We start from the raw sequence: 16,826 nt of genomic DNA, 5'->3' as shown, positions 1-16,826 counted from the left end.
TCCCATGCGCAGATATGGCTATCGAGCGACGACGCTTGTTCTCTTTCTTCTCTGCCTCATGTACGCGATCACCTACGTCGATCGCGTCAACATCGCAACGGCCGCGATCGCTTTTCGGCGGGACTTCAACCTCTCCAATATCGAATATGGTTGGGTCTTTTCGGCGTTCGCCTATACCTACGCGGCGTTCCAGATCATCGGCGGCTTTCTCGGTGACCGGTTTGGGCCGCGCTTGACGCTCGCGACATGCGGCGTGATCTGGGGCATCGCAACGATCGGCATGGGGCTGACGAGCGGCTTCTGGTCGCTCGTCCTGGTGCGGCTTCTGCTCGGAATCGGCGAGGGCGCGACGTTCCCGACGGCCACGCGCGCGCTCGCCAAGTGGACCAAGGTCGGGTCGAGAGGCTTCGCCCAAGGCATAACCCATTCCTTTGCCCGGCTCGGCAATTCATTGGCCCCTCCGCTCGTCGCAGCACTTATCGTGGTGTGGGGGTGGCGCGGCTCGTTCTTTGGCCTCGGTTTGCTGAGTTGTGCGTGGGCAGTTCTGTGGTTCTTCTACTTCCGGGACGAGCCGGCCGATCATGCCGGGATCAGCCAAGCGGAACTGGCTGTCCTTCCCAAGACATCGGCCGCACCCCAGGGGGCTGCCACGCCATGGCGACCGCTGGTGCGACGGATGCTGCCGACCACGCTTGTGTACTTCTGCTACGGCTGGACTCTCTGGGTCTACGTCAGCTGGCTTCCTCAGTTCTTCCAGCAAGGTCAAAACCTGGACTTGAAGAGCTCCGCGTTATTTTCAGCGGCGGTGTTTCTGGCCGGCGTCGTCGGCGATACCCTGGGCGGCGTCATCAGCGATCGCATCCTGGCAAGGACCGGCAATCTCAAGCGGGCGCGCTGCAACCTCATCTGCCTGAGCTTCCTCGGCTCTCTGATCTGTCTGATACCTGTCTTCTACACGCATGATCTCGCAGTCCTGACGGCTTCACTTGCCGCGGCATTCTTCTGCCTGGAGCTAAGCATTGGACCGGTCTGGTCCGTGCCCATGGATATTGCTCCGAACCATGCCGGCACGGCGTCAGGCATCATGAATACCGGCGCGGCCATTGCGGCGATCATTTCGCCAACCGTGTTCGGATACGTTGTCGAATTGACGGGAAGCTGGACGGCGCCGTTCATCGCGTCAATCGGCCTGTTGCTGGTTGGTGCAGCGGCAACCTTCTTCATGCGCCCCGATCAGACTTTGGACGTCGAAGAAAATCAGAGCTCGTCGGACAAAATGCCCGTCGTCGGTGTCCCCGGCACGGCAATAGCCGGCTAGGCGGGGGCGCGGTTGCAACAATCGTGACGTGAAGGCGACGCAGGTCGCTCGGCGAAGCGAGTGAAGCTCTGTGCGGCCAAGAGTCACCGAAATTCTACGAGGGCGAAAATTGCCTGGAGATACACAAATGCGGCCTATCGAGGTTGGTTCAACAAGCTCCGTTCGGTGTGCTGTTGGGCCCGAACATTTGGCGGCTCGACTGGCGAGTGAGCCGGAAGAAAATTATCCGTCCGTATTCTCGACGCCGTGGCTCTTGGCTCAGTTCGAGCGAGCTGCCGCCAAAGTGCTGCGCCCAATTCTGGAGTCCGGACAAGTGTCGGTGGGAGCGCACGTCACGATGGAGCACCTTGCGCCAACGCCACTCGGCGGCGAGGTGACGGCGTATGCGCGATATGTCGGCTCGGACGGAGCGCTCTATCTATTTGAAATATGGGCGACGGATGAAGGCGGCCTCATCGGGAAAGGAACCCATGCGCGGGCGATCGTTCCCGAAGCAGCGGTCGAGAAACGAGCCGAAAAGCGGTTCGCTCAGCTGTCCAATCAGGCAGACGGCTTCAATTGATGATTCGACGAGGCTCCTAGCTGCGCCAGATCATTTGCATCCTGAGCTGACAAGTCAGTTCAACCCATTGTTTCACCTGACGTAGATTTCGAGCCAAGCCATGTCGATTCGCCGATTTCTGTCGATTTCACTCATCCTCGTGGCGTGCCTTGTATGCTTGCTGGGAGGCATTCTCGCGGTTGGCGAGGTTCGTCAGATCGGACGCGTCACCACTGCTGCCAAGCGACTCGACGCTCTGAGCAATCTTGCGAAAGTCTCGCCTTTCATCTCGTCGGAGCGGGGAATCGCAACGCTGGCTGTCGCTTCCGTCGCGCCCGGCAATCCAGGCAGTTTGAATAACCTGGTCGACGTCCGCAAGCTGACCGATGCAGCCTTTGCAACGGCACGACTCAGTGTCTCGGCTTTGCAGGATGCCGTCGAAGATGGCGCGGGCATCCAGGTGAAGATGGCAGAGGTTGACGGTCTGTTCGCGCGGTTTCGCCAGGAAACCGACGACCATTTGGCGAAACCGATAGATCAGCGTGGCGGCGGCATTGAAAAAATGACCGCCGACAGCTTCGCCCTCAACGGCTTGATCGCAGTGCTGATCAACGACCAACTGGCCGGACTTTCAGCGCTGGATGGCACGGTCTATCGCTACGCTGAAATAGCCAATACAGCATCGTCCTTGCGAGATATTGGCGGCCGGCAAGGCGGCTTTCTGCTGAATCTCGTCGCTGCTCATAAGCCGGTCTCGGACGATCAGCGCTCGACCATGCTGCTTTTGCAGGGGCAGATCGATCAGATCTGGAGCCGCCTCTTCGCAATCCGCGATCTGCCGACCACGCCAGACAGCCTGCGCGACGGTATAAGGAAGGTGCAGGAAGGCTTCATTGACGGCTTCGATGCCATCAAGAAGGATCTGTCGGCCCAATACGCGACCGGGAATTTCCCATACGACGGCTCGTCCTTTCGCGAGAAGGTGTTCCCGCTCTACGCAAATATCCTTGCATTGCGTGACGTGTTGTATATTGCCGCCGCCACAAACATGGCCGATGCGCACAATAAGGCTGTGTTTGGTGCACTCATGTCTGTCGCCGGAGTACTGGCAGCTTTGGCGATCGTCATTGCGGTCTTGATGTTGGTCAACCGACGCGTAACCAGACCGTTGACAGAACTGTCCGACGTCATCGGACGAATTGCCGATGGCACGCGTGATTTGGAAATCAAATACCGCGAGCGTGCTGACGAGATGGGCACACTCGCAAAAGCGATCGGTGTATTGCAGGATAAATCGGCCGAGGCTGACCGTCTGAACCGCGAGCAGGCTCAGGCTGACGAACACCGAGAGGCGCGGCGTCGGAAGTTGGAAGCCCTGACCCACGAATTCAGCAACCTCATGGACGGAGTTTGCCGGAGTCTGGCCGAGGCCGCCGGCGGTATGAAGCAATCATCTGAGAGCCTGAACCTGTCGGCCGAGACAACGGCGTCGCGGGCGACAGCCGTTGCCGAGGCGGCGATGGCCGCGACGTCCGGCGTCAACTCGGTGGCTTCCGCATCGGAAGAACTGCACGCGTCCATCAACGAGATTACCCGTCAAATGGCTGATGCTGCGTCCTCGTCCAACAGCGCAAAGGCGCAGGCGCTTGATACCACTGCCAAGGTCCAGTCATTGGCCGAGTCTGCAAAACGAATCGGCGATGTCGTCCAGCTAATTCGGACAATTGCCGGACAAACCAAGTTGCTGGCGCTGAATGCGACGATTGAAGCGGCACGCGCAGGTGAGGCTGGCAAAGGTTTTGCCGTCGTGGCATCCGAAGTCGAAAGTCTTGCGACCCAGACCGCTCGGGCGACAGAGGAAATCGAAAGTCAGATCATGGCAATCCAGGGCGAGACTGGTGCCACGGTCGTCGCTATTGAAAAGATCGCTTCGGTTATCAATGATATCAGTACTGTCAGCGGTTCCATTGCGGCCGCCGTTGAGGAACAAAGTGCTGCGACCCGGGAGATCGCCCGCAATGTCCAGCAGACCGCGTCAAGAACCGACGAAGTGTCGTCTTCGATCACACTCGTAAGTACCACTGCCACGGATACGCAAAGTTCGGCCGGGTTGTTGCTCGTGGCTGCCGCGGCTTTGGCGAATCAGGCTGTCGATCTTCGCCGCGAGTTCGAGGCATTTGTGGCCGATGTGAAGGCTGCATAATGTAGAGACACTGACGGCTTCGACCGACAGAGCCATTTTTCCGCTCAGCCAGCCCAACGCCTGCGGCACGACGTGACCCGGGCCAGCTCCCGCAATACCTAAAATCCAATCGATCCGATTAGGCGGACCTTAAGCCCGGCGCAAGGCGACTGGGGAGGTTTTACCGTGCGTTGAGGTCTGAAGTGGTGTGATCGCCTCGTTTCGTGGAACCTCTTTTCTCGTTTGATCGTTTTCAAACTGCGAGCGCATCGATGGCTGTTACTGCGTCATTCCTGGCCGAGTTGGACGAAGCGGTTGCGAGAGGAAATCCCGAGAGCTGTCTGCGGGCGCTCTGGCATGCGGCAGACGTTTTGATCGCCGGCACTTATTCCGAAGAGCAGATCTGGACCTTTGGCGAGGTCATCGGTCGTCTCGCGCAGGAGATCGAGACGAGTGCGCGGGTGAAGCTCGCAGGAAAGCTCGCCTGTAGCTCGAACGCGCCCTATGCACTGACCCGGCAGATGGCCAGCGACGACTGCATCGACGTCGCATGGCCGATTCTCAGCCAGTCGGAACGGCTTGATACCGAGACATTGATCGCGTGCGCCAAAAGCAAGAGCCAGCAGCATTTGCTGGCGATCTCCAAGCGGCAGGCGGTCCCGGAAGCGGTCACCGATGTACTGGTGGTGCGCGGATCGACCGAGGTCGTGACCTCGGTCGCCTCGAACACCGGAGCGAATTTTTCCAATTCCGGATTTCTTCACCTGGTCCGGCGCTCGGAAAGCGATTCGATCCTTGCGGAGTCGGTGGGCCTCCGAAAGGACATTCCCCGACACCTCTTCCACCAGTTGATCGCCAAGGCCTCCGAAGAGGTGCGGCAAAAGCTCCAGAGGGAGTGTCCGGATATTGAAACCCAGATCCATCGCGTCGTCGCCGACGTCACCGGGGCCATTCACGCCAGGTTTGGCCCGGCGTCGAAGGATTACTTCACGGCGAAGCGCACGGTGGCGAAGCTGCATGAGAGAGGCGAACTGACGGAAGACAAGGTCTTCGAACTCGCCCACTCGCTCAAGTTCAACGAGACCACTGTCGCGCTGTCGTTGCTCTGCGGGTTGCCGATCGATGTCGCGGAACGGGCGTTGATCGAGAAAGATCGCGAGCCGGCCTTGATCCTGGCCAAATCTCTCGATTTCTCGTGGCCCACCACGATGGCGCTGCTATTCCTGGGAGCGGCCAATTACCGGATAACCGCCGGTGAGCTGGAGCGATTGAAGCTCGATTTCCACCGGTTGAATGTACGGGCGTGCCGGGAGGTCGTAACCATCTACCGAACGCGCAAGGAAGAGGCTTTCGGGGGCCCATTTCAACAGTCCCGGCGTGTGATCTAGGGATCGCCAAGGTCGCCGCGCGTTCGTCCTGTTGCCAACGCAGCAATGTACAATTACGCTTGATCGCAGGCCACCCAGACGTTCCTTATTGGCCGCATGGTCATGCCAAAATTCCTTCGCATCGGACTCCATCAGTCGAACGTTTCCGGATACACGTCGAAAGCGTGGTGTGTTCGGAGAGTTGGCTCTACGGTTTTCTTGAAGTGGGGCGCCGTGGAGGTCCTGGGCGCCGGAACCGGGCGAAAGGTTTACTGGACGCGTCTGCCGCAGGAGAAAACAGTTCGTTGTGGCACGGAGCAGCGTGCCCAGGACTATGCAAAAGCCGCGATCGTGCGGCGACGCAGCCATCGCTATGAGCCGCTGACGGGGCCTATCGCGAACCGGCGCCGATCCGCCGGCGGGAATGACGACCTCAAGCAAGCGCTCGCCACAATCCTGATTGTCGATATCGTCCGCTCCACCGAAAAGGCAGCAAAGCTCGGCGATGCCCGCTGGACGCAGGTGATGGGCCACTATTACGCCGCCGTCCGCAAGGAGCTGAAGACCTTGCGCGGAAAGGAAGTCGTGACGACGGGCGACGGACTACTCGCGACATTCAAGGTGCCGGCGTCCGGCGTCCGTTGTGCCACCGCGATCCTTAAGGCCGTGCGCACGTTGGGGCTCGAGATCAGGGTGGGGCTGCATGCCGGCGAATACAAGGTGAGCGGAGGCGAGGTGGTCGGTCTCGCCTTTCACATCGGCGCGCGCGTCGCCGCGAAAGCGCGCGCCGGCGAAGTCCTGGTCTCGAGCGCGGTCAAGGACCTGCTGAAGACGCAGTCCGCAATCCGCTTCAGGGATCACGGCGTCCACCAGCTCAAGGGCGTGCCGGAGCGATGGCGCCTGTACCGCGTCGAGCACTGATACCGCTTGATTTCATTGCATTTTCATCAGCCTTCCAGCCGGCTCGCTGCGTTTTGGCGCGGTCGCCTCGGTGTGAAACTGGTGCATGGAGTTTGACCGTTTTTTCTGCGAGCGCTATCCTGTGTCGGCTGGGACCCTTGCGAATTGTTTGGGGTGCTCATGGAATGGTCAACACATCCGCGACATCAGGACCAGCCCTTTGGAAGCTGGGCTGACAACCTTGCTGCCGCCTTCGTACGGCTGGAGCCGCGCAGGATCGCTGAGCAGTCCTTTGAGGGCGCAATCTCGCGGGTCGACGCGGCTCCGATCCAGATATCGCTGGTCACAGCCACCCGGCACACCGTGCTTCGCCTCGCTTCGCACATTGCCTCGAGCACCGACGATCTTTGCTTTCTCAACCTCCAGCTGGAGGGGGTGGGGCGTACCACGCAGCGCGGTTACGAACAGATTTGCGCCCCCGGGGACCTGGCGCTTGCGGATACAACAGAGCCGTTCGAGATCGCCAACGGCCACGACTTCAAACTGTTCTGTTTTGCCGTCCCGCGACGACTGTTACCGAAAAGGCTGCTCGACCGTCCGCGGCTCAACCTGTCCGTGACCGAAGCCGGCCGGGCGCTCTCCAGAACCCTCGCCGGCTATGCCGAACTCTGCCTGAGCGATTGCCCACTCCCAAAGACATCGGCCCTCGCCGGGGCGCACGTGATCGATCTGATTTCGCATGCGCCGGAAACTCTCACCGACATGTCCGTGGAGCGCGTGCATGTCCCCGTGCTGCTGTCGATGATGCTCAGCCACATCGACCGTCACAGCGACGATCCTGAGCTCGGCGCAGCCAAACTCGCCGCGAAATTCCGCTGTTCTGAGCGCTACGTGCACCGTCTGTTTGCGACAACCAACCGCTCGGTTGGCGAGCACGTCAACGGGAAGCGGATCGTCGCATGCGCGCGGGATCTGCTCGATCGCAACTCACGCCACCGGACCGTCGCCGAAATCGCCTTTGCCGCCGGTTTCCGTGACATCTCGCATTTCAACCGCCTGTTCAAGCGCTGCAATGGCATGGCACCGCGGGAGTTTCGCCGCGCAATGGCTGCGCGCTAGTCAGTCTGGTTCACTCCAGGCCAAGAAATCGGGCGCCACCGTCCGAGAGTCCCTCTCCGTGCAGGAATAGCCTTGGGTCAAAGGCCGACATTCCGGTCAGGGAGAGATTACCTTGGCGATTGATTTCACGCTGACCGCGCAACAGCGCGATTTACAGCTTACTTCCCGAAAATTTGCGAAAGAGGTGCTCAACGACGCCAAAGCAGCGGAGTTGCTGTCTTCTCCGGAAGAGCGCTTTCTTGCGACCAAGCCGACCTACGAGGCGATGGTGGCGTCCGGCTATTTGCGCAAGTGCATCCCGGCACCTGCCGGCGGCGACAATGCCGGCCTGATAGACATGGCGATCCTCGCGGAAGAATTTTACAGCGTGAACGCCAGCGTGACGCTGACGATGCTCGGCACCGTGCTCGGCCTGTTGCCGATTCTGCTCGGTGGCACCCCGGACCTGTGCAAGTGGCTGCTCGGACCGTTTCTGAAAACAAGCGGCGCGCCGCTTGCTGGCTTCTGCTCCAGCGAACCGGGCGGAAGCGCCAACGCTGGCTCCCCTCCGCCCGGTGAGGGCGTCCGCACCATGGCCAGGCGAGAGGGCGGCAACTGGATAATCAACGGCCGCAAGAAATGGGTTTCGTCAGCCACGGGTTGGAACCGCGAAGGCGCCGACGTTCTCTGCGTCGTGTGCCGAACCGATCCAGCGGCGCCACCCGATGCGGCGATCTCCATCATTGCGGTCGAAGGACCGGTTACAGGCCTTGTCTTCGAACGTGCGATCGACACGATCGGTCATCGGGCGCATCTCGTCCCGCAATTCGGCCTCCAGAACGTCGTGACACCTGGCCACAATCTGCTCGGACAGGAAGGTTCGGGGCTCGCGCTGACGGCTGCGGCGTTCACGGGCACTGCGGCACTCGTTGGCATCTTCGGTGTTGCCTTGATGCGTGCGGCATTCGAGTTTGCGCTTCATTTTGCGCGTACCGAGAAACGTGGCGGCGTTCACCCGATCATCGAGCACCAGGCGGTCGGATATGCGCTGGCCGATGCAAAGACCACGATCGAAGCGGCGCGCTATCTCAGCTGGCGCGCCTGCCATGCGCTTGACGCCCAGTCGCCGGCAGCCGAGGAGCTTGCAGTCGAAGCGAAGATTTTTGGTTCCGAGGCGGCGGTACGCGTCATCACCGATCTCATGCGGGTGGTCGGCATCGACAGCTATGATCATGAGGCTCCGTTCGCTCGTCTGCTGCAGGATGCGCTCGCGCTGCCGATCTTCGACGGCGGCAATATGGGCGTCAGGCGGCGGCAGCTGCACATGATGTTCAGGCGTAGCGACTATGATTCGCTTGCTGCATGCGGAGCGACGTAGTGCGTCTGGCTGATGATGTCCCGATGGGAGGGAAGATCGGTGGCCATTGACTTTCGTCTGACCGCAGGCCAGCGCGAGCTACAGCTGCAATCCCGGAAGTTCGCACGGGAGGTGCTTTCGCCGGCATTGGCGGCAGAGGCTCTGCCCACGCCGGAGCAGCGGTTTGCTGCCACGAAGCCCGCTTACGAAGCGATGGTTGCGGCCGGGTTTCTGCGGAAATGCATTCCTCTTTCCGCCGGGGGAGACAACGCCGGTCTCACCGATACCGCGATCATGATCGAGGAGCTCTATGCGGTGAACGCCAGCGTGACCTTGACGCTGGTTGGAACCGTCCTTGGACTGTTGCCGCTCCTGATCGGCGGCACGGAGGAGCAGCGGGCTCGGCTGCTACCTCCATTCCTCAAGCAAACTGGAGCGCCCCTGGCGGGGTTTTGCGCCACCGAACCGGGCGGCAGCGCCAATGCCGCGTCGCCGCCACCGGGCGAAGGCGTTCGGACCACCGCGACGCTGCGGGGGGACCGATGGATCATCGAAGGTCGAAAAAGCTGGGTTTCCTCGGCCACAGGTTGGGATCGCAAGGGCGCCGACCTTCTATCGGTCCTTTGCCGAACCGATCCTGAGGCCCCTCCCGAACGGGGTATTTCAATCTTGGTGGTGGAGCGCCCCGCATCAGGCCTGGTCTTCGAGCGTGCGATCGATTCGATGGGGCATCGTGCACACCTCTTGCCCCAGTTCAGTCTGAGGGGAGTCGGAGTTTCCGGAGATAATATCTTGGGCAGCCTCGGCGGGGGTTTGGCTCTCACCGGCGCTTGCTTCACGGGCGCGGCCGCCCTGGTCGGAGTTTTCGCCGTGGCGCTGATGCGAGCCGCGTTTGAGTTCACGCTGGGTTTCGCGCGCAATGAAAGGCGAGGCGGCACTCAGCCCATGATCGAACATCAAGCCGTCGGATACGCGCTGGCGGATGCAAAGATGGCCATCGAAGCGACCCGCTGTCTTTGCTGGCGGGCGTGCCACGCGGTCGATATGCAATCGCCTGGCGCGCAGGAGCTGGCGATCGAAGCGAAAATCCATGGTTCGGAAACCGCCGTGCGGGTTCTGACGGATCTCATGCGTGTCGTCGGGGTAGAGAGCTACGATCATGCTGTTCCGTTAGGGCGCCTGCTGCAGGATGCGCTGGCGCTTCCGCTCTTTGGCGGAGGCAACATCGGTGTCCGACGTCGACAACTCCACGCGATCTTGAAACGGCCTGAATACGATCCGCTGGTGACCAGCGGCGAGGTGGAGGCCTGATGCGAAGCTTCTTTGTCGAGGAGGATGAATCATGAGCGCAGGGCAGAAAGTAGCCATCGTAACAGGAGCATCTCAGGGGATCGGCGCGGGAATGCGCCAGGCTTTCAGAGATCGCAACTATCGCGTTGTTGCGACGTCGCGGTCGATCAAGCCGGTCGCCGATTCGGACGTCGTGACCGTACAAGGCGATATCGGCGCCGCGGACACGGCCGAGAGGGTGTTCAAAACGGCGTTCGAGAAGTTCGGTCGTGTCGACACGCTGGTCAACAACGCCGGCCTGTTCATGGCGAAGCCTTTCGCGCTTTATTCGCAGGACGACTATGCAGCCTACATGTCGACCAACGTCACCGGCTTCTTTCACATGACTCAGCGTGCGCTGGAATTCATGAGCAAACAGGGATCCGGCCATGTCGTCACGATCACGACAAGTCTTGTCGACCAGCCGATGAGCAGTGTCCCGGCCGCCTTGGCCTCTCTCACGAAAGGAGCGCTGGCCGCCGCAACGCGAGCGCTTGCGATCGAATACGCGAAGGCCGGGGTTCGCATGCCGTGTCACCGGGGATCATCAAGACGCCGATGCATCCGCCGGAAGCGCATCAGGCGTTGGCGGCCCTCCATCCGATGGGGCGGATGGGAGAAGTGTCCGACATCGTAGACGCGGTGCTCTACCTGGACGGTGCGGCGTTTGTGACCGGGGAGATTCTCCACGTCGACGGAGGGCAGGCTGCTGGCCACCATATGGTGCAGGGCGCTTAGCACAAGCGGCCCCGCTTCCGGCTCCGGCGGATGCTTGCCAACTGGGCAATGCGCCTACAAGAATGCCTCGATCGCGTGCTGGTATGACGATCCGATCTGTGTAGGATCGCGGCTGGTGTTCGCTGTGTATCGATACCCGGGGTAATGCAAGTGACGATGACGGAGGTACTGCCGGTCAGGATCGGTGTTGATATCGGCGGCACTTTTACTGACCTTCAGATTTATGATGCACGCTCGGGTGCGATCTTTGGCTTCAAGACGCCGACAACGCCGGAAGACCCTTCAATCGGTCTGATGACCGGAATCAAGGAAGCGGCGGATCGTCACGGCTTCGCGCTTCGCGATGTCGGCTTTTTGCTCCATGGCACGACGATCGCCACCAATGCGATCCTCGAGCGCAAGCTCGCCAAGGGTGTGCTGGTGACCACGGCAGGATTTGAGGATGTCCTCGAGATCGGCCGCCACGTTCGGCGCGAAGTCTATGCCCTCAATCCGCAGCAGCCGCCGACCCTCATCCCGCGCGACTGCCGCATTGGCATCACTGAAAGAGTGCGGGCGGACGGTAGCGTCGAGGTGCCGCTGACCGCCGCCGCGCTGGACGGCCTCGCCGAGACGCTCGACAGGCTCGATCCAGCCTGCGTGGCCGTCTGCCTGATGAATTCCTACCTCAATCCGGAGCATGAACAGCGCATTGCCGAGTACCTTGCGAAGGCCCGGCCTGGGCTCAAGGTGTCGTGCTCGAGCGCTTTGAGCGCCGAGATCCGCGAATACGAACGCACGTCGACCACCGTGCTTAACGCGCTGCTGATCCCGGTCATCGCGGGATATCTCGACAAACTGACACACCGGATGCAGGCGGAAGGGTTTGCGCCGCGGCTGCTCCTCGTGCAGTCGAACGGTGGGGTGTGTTCGGCCAGGACCGCGGCGCTGGAGCCGGTGCGCCTTCTACTTTCGGGGCCATCGGGCGGGAGCGCGGCCTGCGCGCTGTTGAGCGGAATCCTCGGCGAGGACAACCTCATTGGCGTCGACATGGGCGGGACGAGCTTCGACGTCTCGGTTGTCCGCAACGGTCGTGTCAACGTCGTCATGCAGGGTGAAGTGGACCGGATGCCGGTGCGCATACCGATGGTCGAAATCCGCGCCATCGGCGCCGGCGGCGGCTCGCTTGCCAAGGTGCAGCAGGACAAGCGAATGACGGTCGGGCCCGAAAGCGCAGGCTCGCGCCCAGGCCCTGCCTGCTATGGTCGCGGCGGAGTCGGGGCGACGGTGACCGATGCCAATGTCACGCTTGGCCGTCTCAACGACGAAAGCTTTCTGGGCGGCGGGATGCGTCTCGACCGCGAAGCAGCGCGCGTAGCGATCGACACCGGAGTAGCGAAACCGCTCGGTCTTTCGGTCGAAGCTGCCGCGGAGGGATTGCTGGCGGTGACCAACGCGAATCTGGGCGCCGCGATCCGTTTATCGTTGTTCGAGAAAGGGGTCGATCCGCGCGAATTCACCATGGTCGCCTTCGGTGGTGCCGCCGGGTTGCACGCGGTTGCGGTCGCAGACGAGACAGGGATCCGGCGCGTCGTGTTTCCGCAGAATGCTAGCACGTTGTCCGCCTACGGCATTCTTCATTCGGATCTGATCCATGACCTCGTCCGCTCGCGCGTTATCGACGCAAAGCCCGAGAGCCTTGCCGTGATCGAGCCTCTGCTCGAAAACCTCCTCGCCGACGCGCGGGCAAGGCTTGACGCCGACGCCATCCCCGCCAGCGACCGTCACATCGAGCTCGCTGCCGATATGCACTACAAGGGGCAGGCGTTCGAGCTGACGGTGCCGATGCGCTCCTTGCAGCTCGATGAGGCGGCGCTGTCGGCGCTGATCGCCGATTTTCATGATCTCCACCGCCAGCGTTTCTCTTATTCCAATCCTGGTTCAGCCGTCGAGATCGTGTCGTTGCGCGCTTCGGCGATAGGACGCCTGCCCAAGCCCGCAGCCAAACCGCCGGCTGCGCACGATAGCGGCCGGCCACCCGGCACGCGTAAAGTCTGGCTTGCGGGCCATTGGCGGGATGTCGCGGTCTGGAGCCGCGACGAGCTGTCTCCCGGCGCCACGATCGAGGGGCCCGCCGTCATCGAGGAAGCCTACACGAGCGTGCTTCTCGGCGACGGATGGAGTTGCCGGCGCGACAACAGCGGCCACCTCGTGGCGGGGAGGCATCAATGAACGCGGATGTGGCGGACGTCGAGATTACGCCGATCGAGCTCGAGATCATCTACAATGCCCTGACCGCTGCGGCCGCCGAAATGGATGTCACCATCTGGCGCACAAGTCGCTCGACCATCGTGCGGGAATTGCTCGACTACTCGACCGCGATCTTCGACCGCAATGGCTGGAACGTCGCGCAGGCGGCACGGATCCCGAGCCATCTCAATTCCATGAGCTATTTCCTCACCGAGATCCTGGCTCGTCACATTGCGCCCGATCGTTGGGGCCCCGACGATATCATTGTATCCAACGACCCCTACTGCGGAGGCCAACATCTCCCCGATATCGTCGCCTTCAAGGCCATCTTCCACAAGGGCCGCCGCATCGGGTTCGTCGGAACGCTGTGTCACCATCTCGACGTCGGGGGCTCCTCGCCGGGCAGTTACGGCTCGAGCGCCACGGAGATATTCCAGGAAGGCCTGCGCATACCGCCGGTGAAGCTCGTCGAAGGCGGCAAGCTCAATGAGCCAATTCGCGACATCATCCTGCAGAATGTCCGCCAGCCCGAGATCCTGTGGGGAGATCTGCAGTCCCAACTCGCCTCGCTTCACATCGGCGCGGCCAGTGTGGAACGCCTCGCCATGAAGCTCGGCGACGTGCGTTTCGAAGCCGCGCTCGGTCAATTGCTCGATCGATCCGAGGCTGCCATGCGGGCGGTCATCGGCCGTATCCCCGATGGCACTTACGAATTCGAGGACCATGTCGACGACGACGGCATCTCGGATGCGCCAATACGCATTCACGCCAGGCTGATGGTCGAGGGTGACGAACTCACGGTCGATCTCTCCGGCTGTAGCCCGCAGGTGATGGGGCCGAGCAATGCAACGCTGTCGTCGACATGCTCGACGGTCTTCTATGCGCTGATCGCATCGGCCGATGTCACTATCGCGGCAAATGCGGGCTGCTATCGCCCGGTCAAGATCATTGCGCCGCCGGGCCTGTGCGTGAGTGCTGCTGCACCTGCACCCGTCGTGCATCGCATTGCCATCGGGCACCGGCTCGCCACGGTGTTGTTCGGTGCGCTGCATCAAGCCGTGCCGGAGCGCATGCCGGCCGCCTACTATGCGGTGTCCTACGTCGTCACGCTCCAGACCGTCGATCCCGTGCTCGGCCGTCGCGTCCTGGTCGAGATCGAGGTCGGGGGCATCGGCGCGCTGCCGGTTTCGGACGGTGCCTCGGCGCTGTCGTTCGGAATGCACAACAACGCGAACATTCCAATGGAGATGATCGAAAGCGACATGCCGGTGACGTTTCTGGGCTACGGGCTGTTGACCGATACGGGGGGGCCCGGCCAGTGGCGCGGCGGCCTGGGTCTCTGGCGCGAATGGCGGATCAACTGTGCGATGGCGCAGCTCTCGACCAATCTCGATCGCTTCAAGTTCCGCCCGTTTGGTCTAGCCGGCGGAGAGCCCGCGGCGCCAAGCGCGCTCTATCTGACCCGCGATGGTCAAACGCAGGCGTTGCGCTCCAAGGTGACGAACATGATGCTGAAGAGTGGCGATATCATTCGGCTCGAAACGTCCGGCGGTGGCGGCTTCGGCGAGGCCGGATTGCGAGCGCGGGAGCTCGTCGAGCGCGATGTCCGGCTCGGCTATGTCAGTGCTGAGGCCGCAAAGCGCAGTTACGGGCAGAGCGTCTGAGCGCTTCTTCGCTGAACGAAATCATGTGCCGAAAACGGTCACCGGCGGGGCACCGACGATGGCCGTTTCCGTATGCGTCGTCCCTGACTACGCAGCAGGCACGAAGGTGTAACCTGCGCCGTCCGTCACGATCCTGCCGACGGCCGGGAACGGGAAATGGTAGCCGGTCACGAGCGCCTTGTCGGCCACGGCACGGTCGAACAGTTTGCGCCGCGTCGCTTCGGCCAGCACTGGGTCGGCGTCGATCGCGCCGTGCCAATTCGGGTGCTTCGCGAACAGCGCAGGCATGTTCGTCGTGTCGCTCAGCACCATCAGTTGCTCGTTGCCTGACGCGACATGGAACGCAGTGTGGCCCGGCGTATGGCCCGGTGCCGCGATGGAGCGGATGCCCGGAATGACCTCGGTGTCCCACTCGTACTGTTTCAGTCTGTCTTTCAGGAGTGGGAACATCGCCTGAAGCCTTTTGGGCAGGCCGTGCTGCTTTTCAGGGAGCTTGGTGAAGATGCTCTCATCCATCCAGAACTTGTACTCGTTGCTTGGCACGTAAACCACGGCGTTCGGGAAAACCGGTGTGTTGTCAGGGGCCTTGCTCATCAGCCCAAAGACATGGTCCGGGTGGAAATGCGAAACGATCACCTTCGTGATCTGTTCCGGCTTGATTCCGGCTGCCGCCATATTGGCGATCATTGCGCCGGCGGTGAGCTGAAACTGACCACCCGTGCCGGCGTCGAAAAGGATCGTCTCGTTGCCGAACCTGAGCAGAGTTATGTTGAACGGAATCGGCACGACGTCATTCGCGATCCCCGCGGCCGCCAGTGCGGCCTTGGTTTCCTCAACGGACACGTTCTCGATGAACTTGGGATCGTGAGGTTTCTCCCAAACGCCATCGTTCAGGATGAACCCTTGGTTCGCACCGAACTTGAACGGCCGGAAGCCTTTGCCAGCCTCCGGTCCCTTCTGGGCGAGTGCTGCCTCGATGAACGAGACGGGCCTGGGCAGGCCGAACGCTGCTCCTGCGCACGCTGCCGTCAACAGAGCGTTACGGCGGGTTAGATTTAGCATCACGATCTCCTTTGGGGAATTCTGGAATCCTGGCCCTCCGCCCCCAGATGCGGCGAGTAGCTGACAAAGTCGAACACATGCGGAAATGCGTGCTCGCGGGTCACGACGCACGCGATGTCGAGAAAGATGAGCCGTTCGATTCCAGCGGACCGCGTGGTTTCCGGAACGTCCCAGCGGATCCGGGCTCTCCCGATGATGTGCAGCATCCTGCCGCTCCGGAAGTCGATGAACAGAAGCCCGGCGCGCGCATCCGCTTCCAGATTGCCGAGCGTGTTGAAGAGCAAATTGCCGCTGAAATCGGGAAAGCAAAGTTCGCTTGGTGAGACCACCCGCACGAAGCCGGGACGTCCGCCGCGGTGGGACACATCGAGACCTTGCGAGGATTCCTCCTGGTCGAGCTGCGCCGACCGCGATGCAATGAAGAACGTGTCGGCTTCGGCAATGAAGCTGACCTCGTCATCGCCCAGATCGGAAGCCATTCGGGGTTCGGGCACGGCCGTTGAACGGAGCTGTGGCCGCTCGTTGCGGGCCTGGATGTATTTCGGGCAGTTTCCAAAACTCTGCTGAACCCTGATCGAGAAACCTTCACCGACGATGCAATCCTCGATGCGGCCGTTGATCCGGTTTCGACGACGCGTTGAAAGTTCGATCCCAAGCCCGCCGATCGGGCGGCCATCCCGAATGCACGAATGCAAGGGATCGCCCGGCTCGAGCCACGCTTTGATGGCAAGTAGGTTCGCTTCCGGCGAATTCATGAACCCTGCGGGGCCGGACAGGGTGGTGGCCCAGGGATGGCCGTTCTGGTCCGCCAGCCCCACGACCAAGAACGGCAGCGCAGCGAAGAACGCCCGATGCTGCTCCGGCATGTAGTCGCGAATGACTGCGCGCCCCCTGAGTTCGATGCGATCGCGGACGCCGGCAAGGCTCTGAATCCTCTGCTCGCCGTCGTGAAAGGGAGACGTGGTCCCTGTCATGAGAGTCCTGCGATCATGGACGCACGCCTTTGCGAAAACATGGCTGATACCCGTTATTGGCGGTTGT

The 16,826-nt window shown here is 61.6% G+C and carries 12 protein-coding genes and 1 pseudogene; 11 read left to right on the top strand and 2 right to left on the bottom strand.

Annotated elements, in window-relative coordinates:
• The first annotated feature begins 4 nt into the window (after window positions 1-4).
• From UB31_RS36745 to UB31_RS36695, 11 genes and pseudogenes are all read left to right on the top strand, one after another.
• Complete coding sequence (locus UB31_RS36745; RefSeq protein WP_044999720.1) at window positions 5-1,318, top strand: MFS transporter; 1,314 nt, start codon at window positions 5-7, stop codon at window positions 1,316-1,318.
• A gap of 127 nt (window positions 1,319-1,445) precedes the next feature.
• A complete protein-coding gene (locus tag UB31_RS36740; protein WP_045014393.1) occupies window positions 1,446-1,880 on the top strand; it encodes a thioesterase family protein in 435 nt (144 codons plus the stop codon).
• A gap of 100 nt (window positions 1,881-1,980) precedes the next feature.
• Entirely contained in the window at window positions 1,981-4,062 is a 2,082-nt protein-coding gene (locus tag UB31_RS36735; RefSeq protein WP_045014392.1) for a methyl-accepting chemotaxis protein, read from the top strand.
• 500 nt (window positions 4,063-4,562) lie between these two features.
• Window positions 4,563-5,429: a DUF2336 domain-containing protein gene (locus UB31_RS36730; RefSeq protein ID WP_349509918.1), complete on the top strand. Its 867-nt coding sequence runs from the start codon at window positions 4,563-4,565 to the stop codon at window positions 5,427-5,429.
• 102 nt (window positions 5,430-5,531) lie between these two features.
• Complete coding sequence (locus tag UB31_RS36725) at window positions 5,532-6,329, top strand: adenylate/guanylate cyclase domain-containing protein (RefSeq protein ID WP_044999791.1); 798 nt, start codon at window positions 5,532-5,534, stop codon at window positions 6,327-6,329.
• 153 nt (window positions 6,330-6,482) lie between these two features.
• A complete protein-coding gene (locus tag UB31_RS36720) occupies window positions 6,483-7,427 on the top strand; it encodes a helix-turn-helix domain-containing protein (RefSeq protein WP_245305367.1) in 945 nt (314 codons plus the stop codon).
• A 112-nt stretch (window positions 7,428-7,539) separates the two neighbouring features.
• On the top strand, window positions 7,540-8,784 hold the full coding sequence (locus UB31_RS36715) for an acyl-CoA dehydrogenase family protein (RefSeq protein WP_044999711.1): 1,245 nt from the start codon (window positions 7,540-7,542) through the stop codon (window positions 8,782-8,784).
• Window positions 8,785-8,823: 39 nt separating this feature from the next.
• Window positions 8,824-10,074 (top strand): acyl-CoA dehydrogenase family protein, encoded by a 1,251-nt coding sequence (locus tag UB31_RS36710; RefSeq protein ID WP_044999709.1) that lies wholly within the window; start codon window positions 8,824-8,826, stop codon window positions 10,072-10,074.
• A gap of 31 nt (window positions 10,075-10,105) precedes the next feature.
• Window positions 10,106-10,830 (top strand): annotated as a pseudogene (locus UB31_RS36705) (SDR family NAD(P)-dependent oxidoreductase).
• 144 nt (window positions 10,831-10,974) lie between these two features.
• Window positions 10,975-13,041, top strand: a complete 2,067-nt coding sequence (locus UB31_RS36700; RefSeq protein ID WP_349643882.1) for a hydantoinase/oxoprolinase family protein — start codon at window positions 10,975-10,977, stop codon at window positions 13,039-13,041.
• Window positions 13,038-14,723: a hydantoinase B/oxoprolinase family protein gene (locus UB31_RS36695; RefSeq protein WP_045014391.1), complete on the top strand. Its 1,686-nt coding sequence runs from the start codon at window positions 13,038-13,040 to the stop codon at window positions 14,721-14,723. The genes UB31_RS36700 and UB31_RS36695 overlap by 4 nt, the downstream gene beginning before the upstream one ends.
• Window positions 14,724-14,810: 87 nt before the next feature.
• Here UB31_RS36695 and UB31_RS36690 read toward each other — a convergent pair whose 3' ends face one another.
• Complete coding sequence (locus UB31_RS36690; RefSeq protein ID WP_044999706.1) at window positions 14,811-15,785, bottom strand: MBL fold metallo-hydrolase; 975 nt, start codon at window positions 15,783-15,785, stop codon at window positions 14,811-14,813.
• Window positions 15,785-16,759, bottom strand: coding sequence for a pyridoxamine 5'-phosphate oxidase family protein (locus UB31_RS36685; protein ID WP_044999705.1), 975 nt, complete (start codon window positions 16,757-16,759; stop codon window positions 15,785-15,787). The genes UB31_RS36690 and UB31_RS36685 overlap by 1 nt, the downstream gene beginning before the upstream one ends.
• Between the last annotated feature and the right edge of the window lie 67 nt (window positions 16,760-16,826).

It is taken from the genome of Bradyrhizobium sp. LTSP849 (assembly GCF_000938255.1).
GTDB lineage: Bacteria > Pseudomonadota > Alphaproteobacteria > Rhizobiales > Xanthobacteraceae > Bradyrhizobium.
The sequence above is the reverse complement of the archived record's forward strand: the minus strand, read 5'-3'. Positions and strand labels throughout refer to the sequence as shown.

Coding starts and splice junctions, on each gene's coding strand:
- UB31_RS36725 (WP_044999791.1), top strand. CDS start 5,532: ATGCCAAAATTCCTTCGCATCGGACTCCATCAGTCGAACGTTTCCGGA.
- UB31_RS36740 (WP_045014393.1), top strand. CDS start 1,446: ATGCGGCCTATCGAGGTTGGTTCAACAAGCTCCGTTCGGTGTGCTGTT.
- UB31_RS36685 (WP_044999705.1), bottom strand. CDS start 16,759: ATGACAGGGACCACGTCTCCCTTTCACGACGGCGAGCAGAGGATTCAG.
- UB31_RS36690 (WP_044999706.1), bottom strand. CDS start 15,785: ATGCTAAATCTAACCCGCCGTAACGCTCTGTTGACGGCAGCGTGCGCA.
- UB31_RS36700 (WP_349643882.1), top strand. CDS start 10,975: ATGCAAGTGACGATGACGGAGGTACTGCCGGTCAGGATCGGTGTTGAT.
- UB31_RS36695 (WP_045014391.1), top strand. CDS start 13,038: ATGAACGCGGATGTGGCGGACGTCGAGATTACGCCGATCGAGCTCGAG.
- UB31_RS36745 (WP_044999720.1), top strand. CDS start 5: ATGCGCAGATATGGCTATCGAGCGACGACGCTTGTTCTCTTTCTTCTC.
- UB31_RS36730 (WP_349509918.1), top strand. CDS start 4,563: ATGGCCAGCGACGACTGCATCGACGTCGCATGGCCGATTCTCAGCCAG.
- UB31_RS36735 (WP_045014392.1), top strand. CDS start 1,981: ATGTCGATTCGCCGATTTCTGTCGATTTCACTCATCCTCGTGGCGTGC.